This is a genomic window from Actinoplanes sp. NPDC051859, assembly GCF_044452725.1.
Classification (GTDB): Bacteria; Actinomycetota; Actinomycetes; order Mycobacteriales; family Micromonosporaceae; genus Actinoplanes.
Window position 1 is genome coordinate 585,099 of sequence record NZ_JBITBX010000002.1, and the last position, 15,789, is coordinate 600,887.

The window sequence follows — 15,789 nt, forward strand, 5'->3', positions numbered from 1 at the left end:
CAGCGACTGTGAGTAGTCCTCGCCAGTCTGTCCCACCGGTGACGGCCGCCCTTCAGTTAGGGCTACCTAACACAGGGTTCACGTCTTCGGTAAACCGTACGTCCGTCTTGTTATTCCGTGCAACCCGGCCCGGAGGTTTACCGGCAGTGATCATGGGGAACACGGCGTTCCGTGCAGTCTTCCACCGACCTCGACGGTCTCACCGATTTTTTCGACCGGTACGGCTCGGCTTTGACCAGGGGCGATGTCGCCGCGGTGGCCGGCTGCTACGCGCTACCCGGCATGGTCGTCTCCGATTCCTACAGCTTCACGTTCGCCTCGCCCGCGGCGGTCGCCCTGTCCTTCCTCGGCGCCTCCCCGGCGTACCAGGAGCAGCAAATCGTCGCCGCCCACGCGCAACTCCACGACGTGCAATGGCTGACCGACGTGCTGGCGATGGTCGCCGTCGAATGGGAATACCTGGACAGCCTCGGCAACGCCGTGCCTGGTGAGAGCTACCGCTACCTGATCCGCGCCGACGTCGACGGGCCGCGGATCACCACGGTGATCGCCACGCGCTGAAAAACGTCGGTGCCCGATGCCATCATGACCAGGTGACCACGATCGAGATCGCACCGGACGACGCCCGCACCGCGCCGCACCGGCCGCAGTGGCTGGTCGTGCACTACCGGCGCCCCGACGCGGCCTACGACGACCGCGCGCTCTACGCCTGGGGTGACCTCGAAGAGGGCGCGCAGACCGGCTTCCCGGGCGGGCAGCTCTTCGCGGGCGAGGACGCCTACGGGCGCTTCGCCTGGGTGCGGCTCGCCGAGGGCGCCCGCGACGTCGGCTTCCTGGTCATCGACGCCACCGGCACGAAGGACGTCGCCGAAGACCGGCACGTCGACCCCGCCGTCACCCCGGAAATCTGGCTGATCGCCGGCGACCCCCGGGTGTACGCGAGCGCCGAAGCGGCCGGCTTCACCCCACCGTTCCCGCCCGAGGACCACGCGATCGTCCACTATCGCCGGGCCGACGGCGACTACCGCGGCTGGGGCATCCACGCGTGGGAAGGCACGCCGGAAAAACCGGTATGGCACCGCCCACTCGCGCCCGTGCGGTTCGACGTCTTCGGAGCCGTGTTCCGGGTGGCGACCCGGCCGGACGCGGTGGGGCTGCGGTTCGTGATCCACCGCGACGACCACAAGGACCTGCCCGACGACCAGCGCCTCGACTTTTCCGTGGGGCGGGAGGTGTGGTTGCTGTCGGGGGAGGCTGCGCCCGTACATCCGGATCTGCGGTCTTTGGGTCCGGAGCTGGACCCGGCACGGGCGCTAGCGGTCTTTGTGGACCGGACCACCGTCGCGCTGCCGGCGCGGCTCGCCGAACGGGCCGAACAATTCGCCCTGGTCGCGGGATCTGACGGCGAGTTGCACGCGGGTGGCGAGCGGATCGTGCTGCCGCTGACGCCGCGGCCCGGGGGGCTTTTTCAGGCGCAGAGCCGACAGTTCCCGCACCTGCGGGCCTATCGTGCCTACGCCGTGCCGGAGCTGGGCGATGCGGCGCTCGGTCACCTGCTGCGCGGGCAACTCCTGGTCGTCGGTCGCGATCGCGCCGGGCACATCGCCGTGACCACCGCCGTGCAGGCGCCCGGCGTGTTGGACGACCTCTATGCGGACGCGCAAGCCGCTGAGCTGGGAGTGACCTACCAGGACGGTCACCCCACCCTGGCCGTCTGGGCGCCCACCGCGCGCAGCGTCGCCCTCGAGCTCTCCCGCACGACCGACGAAGAGCCGCACCTGCACCCGATGGACCGTGATCCGGCGACCGGCGTGTGGAGCGTCACTGGTAAACCCAAGTGGACCGGACGCTACTACCGCTACCGCGTCGAGGTGTGGCACCCGGCCGCCCAGCGGATCGTCACGACCAGCGTCACCGACCCCTACGCGGTGTCGCTGTCCGCCGACTCCACCCACAGCCAGATCGTCGACCTCGCCGACCCGGCGCTGCACCCACCCGGCTGGGACACGCAGGAACGGCCGCCGGTGGTCGCGCCCGCCCGAATGCACATCACCGAACTGCACGTCCGCGACTTCTCCATAGCCGACGCGACCGTGCCCGCCGCGCACCGCGGCACCTACCTGGCCTTCACCGACGAGCAGACCGCCGGCATGCGGCACCTCCGCATGCTCGCCGACGCCGGGCTCACCCACGTGCACCTGCTGCCCGCCTTCGACTTCGCCACCGTCCCCGACCGGCGCAGCGATCAGGCCGTGCCCGCCTGCGACCTCGCCTCGTTCCCGCCGGACTCGCCCGAGCAGCAGCATGCCGTCATGGCGGTGGCCGACCGCGACGGCTTCAACTGGGGCTACGACCCGCTGCACTACACGACACCGGAAGGCAGTTACGCCACCGACCCGTGCGGCACCGACCGGATCATCGAATTCCGCCGCATGGTCGCCGCCCTGCACGCCACCGGCCTGCGCGTCGTCATGGACGTCGTCTACAACCACACGATGGCCGACGGCCTCGCCCCGTTCAGCGTCCTCGACCGCGTCGTTCCCGGCTACTACCACCGCCAACTCGACGACGGCACGGTCGCCGAATCCACCTGCTGCTCCAACACCGCGCCCGAACACCTGATGATGGGCAAGCTGGTGATCGACTCGCTGCGTACCTGGGCGCAGCACTACCGGATCGACGGCTTCCGGTTCGACCTGATGGGACACCACCCGCGGGCCAACATCCTCGCGGCCCGCGACGCCCTCGGCCCGGACATTTATCTGTACGGCGAGGGCTGGAACTTCGGCGAGATCGCGTACGACTCCCGGTTCGCCCAGGCCACCCAGGTCAACATGGCCGGCACCGGCATCGGTACCTTCGACGACCGGCTGCGCGACGCCGTCCGCGGCGGCGGCTCCTTCGGCGACGACCCCTCGGTGCGCGGCTTCGCGACCGGCCTCGGGGCAGCCACCCCGCTGTGGCTGCACGATCGGCTCAAGGTCGGCCTGTCCGGAGCGTTGGCTACCTATCGCTTCACAACGCACACTGGCGTCGAGCTGAGCGGAGCACAGATCGACTACAACGGCTCACCCAGCGGTTACACGGCCGCCCCGGGCGAGTGCGTGACCTACGTCGACGCGCACGACAACGAAATTTTTTATGACGCCATGGCCTTCAAACTGCCGGTCGATCTGCCGATGGCCGACCGCGTCCGCATGCAGGTTCTGGCGCTGTCCCTCGTGATCCTCGGCCAAGGCGTCAGCTTCGTGGCGCTGGGGACGGAACGGTTGCGGTCGAAGTCGCTGGACCGCAACTCGTACAACTCGGGGGACTGGTTCAACCAGATCCGCTGGGACGGGGCTGCAGGCAACGGATTCGGCCTGGGCCTCCCGCCAGCCGCAGACAACGAGGACAAGTGGGACTGGTCGCGGCCGTTGTTGGGTGAGTCATCGCTGGTGCCGTCCCCGGCCGAGATGGACCGCTGCGCGGCGCGCTTCGCCGAGCTGCTGCGGATTCACCGCTCGTCGCCGGCGTTCGGGCTGCCCACCGCCGAGGAGGTGCAGCGCCGGCTGACCTTCCCGTTGGGCGGACCCGACGAGACACCCGGTGTGATCGTGATGTGCCTGGACGGGACCGGGCTCGACCCGCGCTGGTCGACAATCGTCACGGTCTTCAACGCCACCGAGTCCTCGGTCGAGTCTGTGGTTCCTTCCTTGGCGGACGTATCGCTGACGTTGCACCCAGAGCTGGTGGGCTCGGCGGATCCGGTGCTCCGAACGGCATCCGCCGACAAAGGCCGGCTGACAGTCCCGGCGCGCTCGGTCGCCGTCTTCGTCGCCGCGCTCGACTAGGCCAGCTTGCCGGTCCTGGCCTGCAGAAACGTAACATGGACGCCGCTGAGATGCTGTTCGCGCTCGGTCAGGAAATTCTTGGTGTGCGGCTGATTCTCGTGGAAGTCGAAGGCGGCGCGGTTTCGGTAGAGCTCGTAAAAGACGCGGACCAACGGCTCGCCCGGCACCGAGTGGACCAGGTACGCAAGGGTGTCCGGCTCTCGGCGCTCGATCTCCGGGGTCGTCTGGGCGACCAGCTGATCGAAGGCTGCGGCTGCTTCGTCGTCGCGGAGCTCGAAGCGCACCACCAGGCTGAAACCCATAGTCATCGCGTCAGCTTGGCATGCCGCCCCTGCGCCAGCCGACGAGGCGGTGGTAGAGATCCTGCGGGATCGGCAGCCGGTTTCCCATGAAGTCGTCGATGGCGGCTTCGAGTTGCGCCCACAGGTAGAGCGCCAGGCTGAGCGGATCCTCGCGAAACTCTTCGGTCAGGGCGATTTTTGCGGGTGCGCACGGCCAGGGCTCGCCGCAGGTGGTGCAGTCCCAGCTTGGTCGTGAGGGTAGATGGTCGGCGTGCGGACTGGCCTCGATCATGACTGGCCGCCGTTTGCTCGGCTCGCCTGACCGGGCGTCAGCAATCCCGCGCGACCGACCTGCGGATAGGCCATCGTCTGCGCGGCCCATGCCGCAGTGGTATCCGTTCCTGCGTAGCGGTTCCGGACCCTGAGAAGTGCTTCGTCTGGGCAGGGCCAGGATAGGCCACACGTGCACCTACTCGCCCGCCAATGCCACCATTGGCGCCGAAATGGATAGTGCATATTGATCTCCTTGATTTCTAAAGGCGACACTCGATTTCATCGAGGAATTTCAGGAGTTCTGGCGACGATAGGCGGTTTCAGCTTCGTCTCGCCACTATCTAGGACGGTATTAGTCGCCCCTGTAAAGAGCGCTGCCGCCGTCCGCGCGAAATTACGTGATGGATGGTCGTCCACCTCCCGTCCCCCTTTGGCGTGTTGCAAATGAATGACATGACGCTACGATCTGAGGGCGGATCCATGAACTGACTGCCGATACGGGTTGCAGTTGGCCCGCGCGCCGCGACTCAAGGAGGACTGGTGGCACCTGGACTGGCAACCCTGACCGGAGGTCAGGGTTCTCGGTCGACGGGTTTTGTGTCTGGATTTGTCCTCAAGCTCGCGCGGGAGTCCGCAGCCTTGACCCAGGAGAACCTTGCTGAGGAGTTGGGCGTCGGCGTTGACGCGCTACAGGGATGGGAATCCGGCCGCCGCCCACTTTCGGCGATCAATGCCGGTCAGTTCCTGACTCTTTGCGCACGGCTTGCCAGACTCGGTGCTCCCGCATCGACCGGTCGGCATCTCCTCGAAGCGATCGAAGCCGACCAAGTTCTGTCCACCGGTGTCGCTGCAGGCGCTCGCTGGGTGGACTCAGTGAGCCATCCGTTGGCGAACAGTGTTCATCGCTGGGCGATCACTAATCTCATTACCTGGCCGGTCGCTGGGGTCATGCCTCAGCATCTCGCTGTTTTCGTGCGAAGGACCGCTCGGCGCGGACCCGTGCCGGCGCAGCCGTGTCTGGGAGCGGAGGAACGGACCCGCTTTTTTGATCATCTGCAAGTCGTGGTTGCGCGCGCGGACAACCGCCGAGAAGCACTATTGCGCCGGCAGGCAGTTTATCTTTTGGGCTTCGACCGGCGACCCGAGATCGCTGACTGGCTTCGATCGGAATGGAGTCGCGCCATTCGTCGACCCGTCGATCCAGGCAATCTCACTGGATTGCTTGAGGCGAGGTCGGCGTCTGTGGCGCTGGCGATCGCGGGGGACTGCGCGCACCTCCAAGATTTCGTGGACCGTGCAACTGGCGACCGCGCCGACGTGGCAAATTTGAACTACTGGGCCTATTGGATCGGTGAGCTGGGCGAGCCCCAGATCAACGACGATTTCATGCTGGACGCCGACACTCGCTCATGGGTCGGCGTTCGGCTTCTGCGCCACCTCGTCAAGCGCCTGCAACCCGAATCGCTTCAGTTGCCGTTGAACATATCCACACTTCACTCTTTGATCGCCTCTCGACCGGCTCTACTGAGCGGACCACCGGAGGTGCGTACAACGTTGACGAAAATCCTGGACGAGCTCACATCTGTCGCGGAGATGAGTCGTACTAGCCTCGATCAAATCGCCGGAATTCGCTACGCCGTGCGTATGGCAGAACGTTAGAAGGGTTAAACCATGACTCAAGACGCTGAAGCTGTCGCCGCGTTCGGATACGAGCTTGGGTTGTTGAAGCGGATCAGGCGTTCCGGCTGGTGGCATGTGGGCGTGCGCGACCCGGAATCGGTGGCTGAGCACACCATGCGAGCTGCCCAGTTGGCAGCCATCATCGCGGCCGAGGAGGGTGCCGATCCCGCGCGGGCGGCGTTCCTCGCGCTGTGGCATGACAGCCAAGAGACGCGGACCGGCGATTTGCCGCACACTGCTGGCGCGTACTTGGTGAAACCCGATCCGCGACAGATCACCATGGATCAGACGGGGAAACTGCCGGACCGGAGCCGGGAGAGCATTCGCGGCGCCGTCGATGAATACGAGGCGCGGCAGACGCTGGAAGCGCTCTGTGCCAAGGATGCGGACAAGCTGGAGATGCTGCTCCAGGCTGTGGAGTACCGCGACCTTGGTGTTCATCGTGTCGAGGCATGGATCGATTCGGCACGACGGGACCTGAAAACTCGGACCGGTCAGCGCATCGCCGAGGTGGCGACCAGCGTCTCACCCCTGGCCTGGCGCGATCGATGACGGGACGCCCGGCGATGATCGCCACGCGGACCTCGGGTTCTGACAGGGGCGATTCTCAGTGGCTTAGCGGCTAAATACTGCTGCCGCGCTGGCTGCCACCCCAAATAGGTGGCCGCCGTGTCGGTGACCGCCATAGCCTCAACGGGTGTCGCCATCCGCGTCTTCTCAGCCGTCTCCCGCCCTGCAGTCGTCTTCTCCAGGTCAGCAGCTCGCTGCGGCGATGCTGCCTCCCCTCCAGGAGCCGCTGCCGGAGCTGCAACCGACTGCACCGGGCGAGGCGCCATCGGGGCTGGCTGTTCTGGTGGAGCGGTGCCTGCGAGCTGACGGCGCACACCCGCCGTCGACCATCCTTTCTCAGCTGCGGGACCGATGGGTCAATGCGGCTGTGGTGGCCGCGTTCGCCCAGCGCGGGTCAGACGGCGAGCTGCTGGCGGCGGGGGTTCTGCGCAGGAAGAGCGACGACGAGCTGCGCTTCATCGGCATGGTCGACCCTGCTGCCCGCGGCCGGGGGATCGGCGGCGCACTGCTCGATCTTGCCCTGGCCGCGGCGCGGGACGCAGCCGCCGATCAATTCGACGCCGCTGATGCGAGCCTCGCTGCGGACGCAGCATCTGGTGTCGGGCTCGCACTGGTGGTCGAGTCCGAGGCGCTGTCGGACGCCGCGGATGGGCTTTTCGTGTCACGTGGGCTTCGGCGGACCTTTGCCGAGGACACCTTGCGCTGTGACACCACCGTCGCCGAACGGCCGGAACTGGCAGACGGTATGGAACTGGTCGAGTGGAGTAACGAGACCGCTGAGCGGTTCTATGCGGTCTACCGCGCGGCCTTTCGGGAGCGGCCCGACTTCGCCGACGAATCGGCGCAGGAATGGATCGAGGACTATGGCGGCCGCTCGGACTTCCGGCCGCAGTGGTCGCTTCTCCTGTCGTTGGCGGGGTTTGGGGACGCCGGGTTCATCGCGGTCACCGCGGACTGGATCGGGGAGGTCGGAGTCGTGCCAACGGCCCGCCGACGCGGTATTGCCGAGCTGTTGGTGCGGGAAACGCTCACCCGGATGGCGGCGGCGGGCACGCCTCACGTTGAGCTCTCGGTCGCCGTCGACAATCCCGGCGCGGCGGCCCTCTATCGTCGGATCGGGTTCGTCGACAGAGGGCGGCAGGCGCGGTACCGGCTGAGGGTCGGGCCGGTTCGTCAACAGGTGCGGTAGGTCAGGCGGTAGGTGCTGGCGAAGGCGCTGTCGGTGGAGTCCATGGTGATGAAGCTGGTGGGGGCGTCGGCTCGGTCGGTGGTGACGCGGAGCTCGGTGTCGATGTCGACCTTGCGGCCCCTGCCGCAGCCGCTGAATGCTGCGCCGCTTCCGGCGAGGTCGGTGACCTGCCACGAATCGTCGAGTCCGCTGGCGAAGGAGTGCACGGTGCTGGTCGGGGCACCTGAATCCTGGAACTGGTAGCGGGCGGAGAGCGCCGCCGTGGCGCCTGGTTCGAGGTGGGCGAAGCCGCGGTAGTCGACGGCGGTGACGGCGTACTGCATGGTGGCGGGGACGTTGAGGCGGATGGTGAGGTTGCAGGCGCGGCGCTGCTCTTTGTTGCGGGCGCCGGCGCCGGCTTGGGCGAGGTAGGCGCTGTAGAGCACGGTGAATGCCGTCTTGTCCGGCGACAGGGCGACCGCCACGGTGTTGTCGCGGCAGCCGCTGCCCTTGACTTTGATCTTCTCGATGGTGACGAGGTCACCGGCGGGGCGGACCGCCGACGCGGGTTGTGGGGTCAGTAGTGAGGTGGAGAGCAGCAGCACGGCGAGCGAACGCTTGATCACCCGGCTAGCTTTCATGATCGGCTCGGGTTTGTCAGGCTCGGGATGCCGAAGCCGGTGCGGCTCGCTGAACTCGCTGGTCTCCCGTGCTGGGATGGGGTGTGGAGTTCGTCTACGAGGCCCGGCAGCCACCGGCGCTCGCTCGGTTCGTCGAGTCGATCTGGTACGCCCGCGGCCAGATCAGCTATCGCCGGGAGCGGATCGCGCCCACCGGCTCCACCGTCGCGGTCGTCGTCTTAGGGGACCCGATTCGGTTGGTGGCCGGCGATGGCCCGGCGTTCGTGGCCCGCGAGGGTTTTCTGCTCGGACCGCATGACCGCCCCGTGCTCAACGAGCCGCTCGGCGAAACCCATTGCTACGGGATTGTCACCACGACGGTCGGCTGCCGGGCCGTTTTGGGCCTTCGGCCTGCTTCCGTACGCGGAAAGGTCGTTGATCTGCTGCAGGCCTGGCCGGCAGCGGCGGCATTGCGGCGCTGCCTGCTGGCGAATGGTTCGCTCGAGGTCGTCGAGCGGGCGCTGGCGCCCGATGCGGCCGGCCCGACGCTGGCCCGGTGCGAGGCGGCCGTGCGGGCGCTCGAAGCTGACCCGCTGCGGCCGATCGCCGGGCTTGCGGCTGAGCTGGGTGTCTCGCACGGGCACCTGGATCGGGAGTTCACCGCGACCGTCGGCCTCAGCCCGCGGCTGGTGTCGCGGATTGTGCGGCTGCGGGCGCTGCTCGCGGAGATCGACGTGTACGCGCCGGTGGACTGGACGGGGCTGGCGGCTGCCTACGGCTGGTTCGACCAGAGCCATTTCATTCGGGACTTCCGGCGGCACACGGGGGTGTCGCCCTCCGCGTATGTGCAGGCGCAGCGGGCCGCATTCAAGCGTGAGCAAGCGGCGCCCGGCTTCGTGCCGGAGGTGGCGGTCGATGTGAAATCTGTCCAAGACGCGGGGCGGTCCACCCGGGAACCCTGAGCCGCGTGACCACCGCTTTCATCGCCTCCGCCAGCATCGACCGCCCGGCCACCGACGTGTGGGCGCGGCTGACCGACTGGCCGGCCGCGACCGCCTGGATGCCCGGCGTGCAGAGCATCCGGGTGGACGGCCAGCGCCTCATCTTCCGCAGCCGGGGCCGGGACCGCGCTGGCCGGGTCGAGACCGTCGAACCCGGCCGTACGGTCATCGTGCATTCGAGTCAGGGCGGTGTGACGGCTGCCTACACCTACACCTGTACGCCCGATGGTGCACGGACCACCGTCACGCTCACCGCTGACTGCCGCGCGGGCGGCATCTGGCGTCCCTTCGGTGGGCTGCTGCGGGCCGCGATTCGCCGGGCGGACGGCGGGCAGGTCAACGCCCTCAAACGGGTGATCGAAGGTGCGGCACAGTAACGCTGGGCGGGGCACATCGGATGCGTAGGCTCAAGCCCGTGGTTGATCGGATACCGAAGATCGTGACGGAGCTGCCGGGTCTGAAGCTCGTACGGCGCGTCACACCGAGCCGTCGACGCCTGGCCGTGGTGGCGGCGACTGACACCGACTGACGTCCCGTGATCGTGGGTGGAACCGCTCAGTAACTCTCAGTGACGCTCGGTGGCGCGGGCTCGGAGGAAGCGGTGTTCGGCGGCGTTGTCGGTGAGGGTGGCGGCGCGTTCGTAGGCCGCCGTGGCCTCCTCGGTGCGGCCGAGGCGGCGAAGCAGGTCGGCGCGCACCGCGTGGAACATGTGGTGGCGGTCGAGGCCCTCGATGGCGTTGACCATCGGTAGGGCGGCGGCCGGGCCGTCGACCTCGGCGAGCGCGACCGCGCGATGCAGCGCGACGATCGGGCTGGGCAGCAGCGCCGCAAGATGGTGGTACAGCGAGAGGATTTGCGGCCAGTCGGTGCTGGCTGCTGTCCCGGCGTCGCTGTGCACGGCGTTGATGGCGGCCTGCAGCTGGTAGGGGCCGGGCTGGTTGCGGCGCAGACACTGCCGGAGCAATTCTTGGCCCTCGTCGATGAGCGTGCGGTTCCAGAGCGTACGGTCCTGGTCGGCGAGGCGGACCAGGTCGCCGGCGGGGTCCGTGCGCGCCGGTCGCCGGGACTCGATCAGCAGCATCAGCGCGAGCAGCCCGAGCACTTCCGGCTCGTCGGGCAGCAATTCCGCGAGCAGGCGGCCGAGCCGCAGAGCCTCCGCGCTGAGGTCGTCGCGGGCGAGGTCGCCGCCGGAACTCGCCGTGTACCCCTCGTTGAAGATCAGGTAGACGACGGCGAGGACTCCGCGTAGGCGCCCGGGAAGGTCGGAGTCGCGGGGCACCCGGTACGGGATGCCGGCGTCGCGGATCTTCCCCTTCGCGCGGACGAGGCGCTGGGCCATGGTCGGCTCGGGTACGAGGAACGCGCGGGCGATCTCGGCGGTGGTCAACCCGCCGAGTAAGCGCAGTGTCAATGCGACACGGGCCGCGGGCGCAAGCGCGGGGTGGCAGCACGTGAAGATCAGGCGGAGCCGGTCGTCACGCACGGGTCCCTCCTGACCAGGGTCGGGCGCGTCCGGGGACGCCTGCAACACCAGCGCTTCTGCATGTCGGTCGGCCCGCGTCGACTCGCGGCGCAACCGGTCGATGGCTCGGTTACGGGCGGTCGTGATGATCCAGCCGGCCGGGCTGGGCGGCAGGGCGTCGACGGGCCAGCGCTGCGCGGCCGTGGCGAACGCGTCCTGGACCGCCTCTTCGGCGATGTCGATGTCGCCGAAGACGCGGACCAGGACTGCGACTGCGCGGCCGTACTCCGTACGGAAGATCCGCTCGAGGTCGCCGCTCATGCGACCGGGCGCACCTCGACCGGAAGGGTGACGGCCCGAGCCAGCTTTGCGCCCCAGGCCAAGGCGGCGTCAAGGTCGGGCGCGTTGATGATCGTGAAACCGCCGAGGTGCTCCTTGCCCTCGGTGAACGGACCATCGGTGAACAGCGCCTCGCCGTCACGGTCGCGGACGACCGTCGCAGTGCTGGCCGGATGCAGACCGACGGAGAAAACCCAGGCGCCGGCGGCCCGCATCTCCTCGTTCAGGGCGTTGAGGTCGGCGATGATCGGGGCGAGAACCTCGGGCGGCGCCTTACCTTCGGGCTGATAGATGCTTAGCAGGTACTGCCTCATGTCACGGGATTCTGTCAGGCGGCCGGGCGGTAGGTCGCGATGAGCACGCCGGTGGTCGTCGGGATGCATTCGACCAGTTCCAGGCGGGCGTACGTGTCGTCGAACAGCTTGATTCCCGTGCCGAGCGTGAGCGGATGGATCGACAGTGTGTAGAAGTCGACCAGGCCGGCACCGGCCAACGTCCGCACCAGCTCGCCGCTGCCCAGCACAACCAGGTCGGTGTCGCGCTTGAGCTCGGCTACCGCGGTGGTCACGTCGCCGTCGAGCAGGGACGAGTTCGCCCAGGGCAGGGGTGCGGTCAGCGTTCGCGAGGCGACATACTTGTGGCTGCGGTTGAGGACCTCGGTGTACGGGTTGCCGTCCGTCTGGTGCGACCAGAAGCCGTAGAACTGCTCGTACGTGCGGCGGCCGAAGAGCATCGCACCGTCCTTACTCATGCCCTTGCCCATCGTCTCGGCCATGACCCGATCCGAGTACGGGCGAGCCCAACCGCCGTGCCGGAAACCGTCCCGCACGTCCTCGTCGGCGCCGCCGGGTGCCTGCATGACCCCGTCGAGCGTGACGTTTTCCACCACCACGAGCTGGCCCATCGCGTTTCTCCTTGCGTGTGGGCCGGCCCAGCGCCAGCCCCTCAGCAGCTACACGAACGACCCATCCCAGATTCGACAGTGCGGGCCAGGATTATTTGTTGTCCGACAGCGACGAGTCCGGCGCGACGAAGGCGAAGGCGGAGAGCAGGTCAGAATGACCCCCTTCCAGGTGGACGGCGATGGGGCCGGGCGGGCAGGTGGCCGAGGCCGTCGATCGTCTTGGCGCCGTCGCAGGAGATCACGGCAGTGGCGATCGCGTCTTCCGCTGAGCTGCCGCTGCTCACCTTGACGGACGACTTTTTTCCTGAGGTCGCCGAGGTGCAGGCGGCGTGCAGGTAGTACTCCTGCCCGGCGACGCCTCCATTACTGATGTCCGACTCTGGGCATACGGTTGGTCCAGGGAAATCTCTTCAAGATTTTTTGTCGCTGGGCCCGGATCTCGCACCTAGGGAGTAGAGGCATCACCGCCTCGCCATTCCCGAGGAGGGCAGCACACGATGGACAAGGACGACGCGATGACGGCGCCGGACTGCCACGACGTGGTCGGCGCCGCTTTGCCGCCACGCACTGAGGCGGTCTCGTGTGACACCACTGGTCCCACCGTCGTCAGTTCCGAGAGCGCAGCGCTTGTCGTGCAGGTGTCGTCGCCGGCGCTCTCGTCGTTGGAAATCGTCACCGCGCAGCGGGTCGGTGGTGAGCTTCAGGTGCCCGACCCGGTCCGCGCGCTGACGGCCCGATGGGCCGTGGAGTTCTCCGGTATGCACCGGATTCAGAAGATCATCGTCGAGTCGCTCGCGCCGGCTCCGACCGTTCAGCAGATGCTGCTGGCCGCCGCGTCCCGGCCGCCTGCGCCGAGAAGCGAGTATCCGGTGCCGATTGCCCAGCCGGACCGCGTCATCAGGAACCTCGCCGGGCCTCCTGTCACGTTGCGGCGGTTCGCCCTTCAGCAGAGCGCCCCGGTGGCGTCGCAGCTGTTGCAGTACGCTTCCGGCGCCGGCCGTGCGCAGCGGCTCGGTTCCGGTATCAACCTCATGAATGCGTCGTGGCGGCCGCTGTTCGCCACCGACGTCCTGCCAGCCGGCTTCTCTCGCAGAGTCGCCGACATCCTGCGCCACGTCCGCGATCGGGTGGCGGCCGCGAACGCCGACACTTTCGAGCGCGAGCTGTATGCCGTGGCGCTGCAGACCCGGCAGACCATCCTCAGTGAACCGGACAGCCGTCCGCAGGTAGCGCACTTCACCCGGGTGTGGCTCGGTGTCCGCGCAGCGACGAGGCACGTCCTGGAGGCGGTCGTCGAGGCACTACTCGAGGACGACTGGCACGAGATCGCACTGTCCGACGACGAGCTGCGCCGGCACCTGCGCCAGCGGGCGCGCAACCACCACGAGGTGCTGCGACCTCTTACCGACCGGCAACTCAACAAGCAGAAAGTCGTGTCGCTGTCCACGCCTACCGGCACGGCCGACACGACCTACGAGCAGGTCGTCGCGGACCCGGGCACGGTGGAGGACGAGGTGTTGCTGCGCCTCGGCTGCTGGAATGACGACCGGTTGAACCGCCTGTTCGGCAAACTCGACCCGGCGGGCGTGGCCATCACCACCGCGTACGCCCAGAACGCCGGCACGTGGGAACAAGCTGCCGTCGCCGCCGGCTACCCGCCCCATAGCGGCGAGGCCGTACGCCGCCGCCTCAAGAATCTGCGCAACGAAGAGCGGCGGCGCGGCGGGCTCATCCTGCCTGCCAACGACGGCCGGTGGACACGATGACCCGGACCCGGGAGCGGTTGACCTGGCTGTGCGCGCTGATCGCCGCCGCCGGTCTGCCCGCCACCGTGGCGGTCGCGGTCACCGGCACCACCGGCGCTGCGGCGGCCGGCGTCACCGCGGTCGGCGGTATCACCGTCGCCGCGCTAGCCGCCGCCCGGTCCCTACTCGGCCACGATCCCACCGATGCGGAAACGCTCGAGGGGGTCCCCGGCCGGCGTTCCGACCTCGACTCCCGTCAGGGGCAACAGCCTCCGGCCGCACCCCCGCCAGACAAGTCGAGGCATACCGGCACAAGGTAGATGGTCGCTGCGCGAGCTTCTTCCGTCACCTGGCGGAGTGCACCCGGTGACGGAAGAAGCGGTCTCGCTTTACTCGGGTAGGCGGGGTCCGGCTTCACGCTGGGCGACCAGCCAGGCCTCGACGTCGGCGGACGAGCGGGGCAGGCCCGCGGACATGTTGCGGCAGCCATCGGCGGTGACGAGGACGTCGTCCTCGATGCGGACGCCGACGCCGCGGAGCTCCTCGGGGACCAGGTCGTCCTCGGGCTGGAAGTAGAGGCCCGGCTCGACGGTGAGGACGTAGCCCTCCTGCAGCGGGCCGTCGCGGTAGGTCTCTTTGCGGGCAGCCTGGCAGTCGTGGACGTCGATGCCGAGCATGTGGCCGAAGCCGTGCAGGGTCCAGCGGCGGTAGACGGTGGAGCGCTCGGACATGGCCTCGTCGACGCTGACCGGGAGGAGGCCCAGGTCGGCGAGGCCTTCGGCGAGGACGCGCATGCAGGTCAGGTGGACGTCGTGGAACTTCACGCCGGGGCGGATGGCGTCCATGCCGGCCTGCTGGGAGGCGTGCACGATGTCGTAGACCTGCCGCTGCAGCGGGGTGAAGCTGCCGGATACCGGGACCGTGCGGGTCACGTCGGCGGTGTAGAACGAGCGGGCTTCGACGCCCATGTCCATGAGCAGCAGGTCGCCGGGCGTGGTGACGCCGGTGTTGCGGATCCAGTGCAGGATCGTTGCGTGCGCGCCGGCGCCGACGATGCTGCTGTAGCCGACGTCGTTGCCTTCGGTGCGGGCCCGGAGCGCGAAGACGCCCTCCAGCAGGCGTTCCTTGACGGCGCGGTCGGCGGGCAGGATGCGGGCGACGTCCTCGAAGCCGCGGACGGTGGCGTCGATCGCCTCCTGGAGCTGGGCGATCTCCCACTCGTCCTTGACCAGCTTGAGCTCGGAGATGACGCTCGCCAGCGCGCGGTCACGCCGCACGGACGGATCCGGGTCGTATGCCAGGACGGCCCGGTCGACCGCTGCGTCGAGCCCGCGCAGGACGCGGGTGCGGGCCGGGGCGCTGTCGGCGAGCGCCCGGCCCAGCTCGGTGTAGGACTTGGTCTCGATGCCCAGCTCGGTCGACTTCTCGCTGAGGGTGTGCCGGCGGCCGACCCACAGCTCGCCGTTGCGGCTGCGGAAGAAGGCGTCGGTGGCCTTCGAGTTTCGGTCGTGGGTGTAGAGCACCGCGTCGTGGCCGGAGCCGGACGGGCGCAGGACCAGCACGCCGTCCGGGTCGCTGTCGCCGGTGAGGTAGACGAAGTCGCTGCCGGGGCGGAACGGGTAGTCGGTGTCGTTGGCGCGCACCTTCTCGTTGCCGGTCGGGATGATCAGAGTCTCGCCGGGGAAGGCGTCGGAGAGGGCGGCGCGCCGCTTGGCGTAGTGGGGCGTTTCGGCCCGAGGCGTGACGTCGAGCGAGTCCTCGCGCCAGCCGCTGCGCATGAACTCGAGGAATGCTTCGGGGAAGTCAGGGTCGTGTGACTCGGTCTTCGCCGTCGTGTTCTCGCCTTGTCCGGCCATGGTTGGCTCCCCTTCTCCCGCGCGGTGCCTCTGACGTTACCGCCTCACCGCGACCGG

Annotated in this window: 16 protein-coding genes; 9 read left to right on the plus strand and 7 right to left on the minus strand. The window is 68.3% G+C overall.

The window, feature by feature from the left end; genetic code table 11:
* The first annotated feature begins 171 nt into the window (after positions 1-171).
* Both ACIA1L_RS06690 and pulA read left to right on the plus strand, forming a co-directional pair.
* A complete protein-coding gene (locus tag ACIA1L_RS06690; protein WP_396071507.1) occupies positions 172-561 on the plus strand; it encodes a hypothetical protein in 390 nt (129 codons plus the stop codon).
* A gap of 32 nt (positions 562-593) precedes the next feature.
* Positions 594-3,833, plus strand: coding sequence for a pullulanase-type alpha-1,6-glucosidase (gene pulA, locus ACIA1L_RS06695; protein WP_396071508.1), 3,240 nt, complete (start codon positions 594-596; stop codon positions 3,831-3,833).
* Here pulA and ACIA1L_RS06700 read toward each other — a convergent pair.
* Entirely contained in the window at positions 3,830-4,141 is a 312-nt protein-coding gene (locus ACIA1L_RS06700; RefSeq protein WP_396071509.1) for a putative quinol monooxygenase, read from the minus strand. The genes pulA and ACIA1L_RS06700 overlap by 4 nt on opposite strands.
* A 4-nt stretch (positions 4,142-4,145) precedes the next feature.
* A complete protein-coding gene (locus tag ACIA1L_RS06705; protein WP_396071510.1) occupies positions 4,146-4,406 on the minus strand; it encodes a hypothetical protein in 261 nt (86 codons plus the stop codon).
* A gap of 521 nt (positions 4,407-4,927) precedes the next feature.
* On the opposite strand from ACIA1L_RS06705, the gene ACIA1L_RS06710 reads away from it, so the two are divergent.
* The 3 genes from ACIA1L_RS06710 to ACIA1L_RS06720 all read left to right on the plus strand — a co-directional run bounded on the left by ACIA1L_RS06710 (position 4,928) and on the right by ACIA1L_RS06720 (position 7,826).
* Positions 4,928-6,046 (plus strand): helix-turn-helix domain-containing protein, encoded by a 1,119-nt coding sequence (locus ACIA1L_RS06710; protein ID WP_396071511.1) that lies wholly within the window; start codon positions 4,928-4,930, stop codon positions 6,044-6,046.
* Between the two features lie 12 nt (positions 6,047-6,058).
* The gene (locus ACIA1L_RS06715) at positions 6,059-6,619 is read left to right on the plus strand and encodes an HD family hydrolase (RefSeq protein ID WP_396071512.1); all 561 of its coding nucleotides are present in this window, start codon (positions 6,059-6,061) and stop codon (positions 6,617-6,619) included.
* 388 nt (positions 6,620-7,007) lie between these two features.
* Positions 7,008-7,826 (plus strand): GNAT family N-acetyltransferase, encoded by an 819-nt coding sequence (locus ACIA1L_RS06720; protein WP_396071513.1) that lies wholly within the window; start codon positions 7,008-7,010, stop codon positions 7,824-7,826.
* Here the strand turns inward: ACIA1L_RS06720 and ACIA1L_RS06725 are convergent.
* Positions 7,811-8,431, minus strand: a complete 621-nt coding sequence (locus tag ACIA1L_RS06725) for a DUF4360 domain-containing protein (RefSeq protein WP_396071514.1) — start codon at positions 8,429-8,431, stop codon at positions 7,811-7,813. The genes ACIA1L_RS06720 and ACIA1L_RS06725 overlap by 16 nt on opposite strands.
* Positions 8,432-8,529: 98 nt before the next feature.
* Between ACIA1L_RS06725 and ACIA1L_RS06730 the strand changes: the two genes are divergently transcribed.
* Positions 8,530-9,387 (plus strand): helix-turn-helix domain-containing protein, encoded by an 858-nt coding sequence (locus tag ACIA1L_RS06730; RefSeq protein WP_396071515.1) that lies wholly within the window; start codon positions 8,530-8,532, stop codon positions 9,385-9,387.
* Positions 9,388-9,392: 5 nt separating this feature from the next.
* Positions 9,393-9,803, plus strand: a complete 411-nt coding sequence (locus ACIA1L_RS06735) for an SRPBCC family protein (protein ID WP_396071516.1) — start codon at positions 9,393-9,395, stop codon at positions 9,801-9,803.
* A gap of 188 nt (positions 9,804-9,991) precedes the next feature.
* Here the strand turns inward: ACIA1L_RS06735 and ACIA1L_RS06740 are convergent, their stop codons facing one another.
* Genes ACIA1L_RS06740 through ACIA1L_RS06750 form a run of 3 tightly spaced genes read right to left on the minus strand, consistent with a single transcriptional unit; the run spans position 9,992 to position 12,131 of the window.
* Positions 9,992-11,209: an RNA polymerase sigma factor gene (locus tag ACIA1L_RS06740; protein ID WP_396071517.1), complete on the minus strand. Its 1,218-nt coding sequence runs from the start codon at positions 11,207-11,209 to the stop codon at positions 9,992-9,994.
* Positions 11,206-11,541, minus strand: coding sequence for a YciI family protein (locus ACIA1L_RS06745; protein ID WP_396071518.1), 336 nt, complete (start codon positions 11,539-11,541; stop codon positions 11,206-11,208). Before ACIA1L_RS06745 ends, ACIA1L_RS06740 begins: the two co-directional genes overlap by 4 nt.
* Positions 11,542-11,555: 14 nt before the next feature.
* The gene (locus ACIA1L_RS06750; RefSeq protein WP_396071519.1) at positions 11,556-12,131 is read right to left on the minus strand and encodes a dihydrofolate reductase family protein; all 576 of its coding nucleotides are present in this window, start codon (positions 12,129-12,131) and stop codon (positions 11,556-11,558) included.
* Positions 12,132-12,628: 497 nt separating this feature from the next.
* On the opposite strand from ACIA1L_RS06750, the gene ACIA1L_RS06755 reads away from it, so the two are divergent.
* Positions 12,629-13,897, plus strand: coding sequence for a hypothetical protein (locus tag ACIA1L_RS06755; protein WP_396071520.1), 1,269 nt, complete (start codon positions 12,629-12,631; stop codon positions 13,895-13,897).
* Positions 13,894-14,196, plus strand: a complete 303-nt coding sequence (locus tag ACIA1L_RS06760; protein ID WP_396071521.1) for a hypothetical protein — start codon at positions 13,894-13,896, stop codon at positions 14,194-14,196. Before ACIA1L_RS06755 ends, ACIA1L_RS06760 begins: the two co-directional genes overlap by 4 nt.
* 69 nt (positions 14,197-14,265) lie before the next feature.
* Here ACIA1L_RS06760 and ACIA1L_RS06765 read toward each other — a convergent pair whose 3' ends face one another.
* Positions 14,266-15,732, minus strand: a complete 1,467-nt coding sequence (locus ACIA1L_RS06765; protein ID WP_396071522.1) for an aminopeptidase P family protein — start codon at positions 15,730-15,732, stop codon at positions 14,266-14,268.
* Positions 15,733-15,789: the final 57 nt, after the last annotated feature.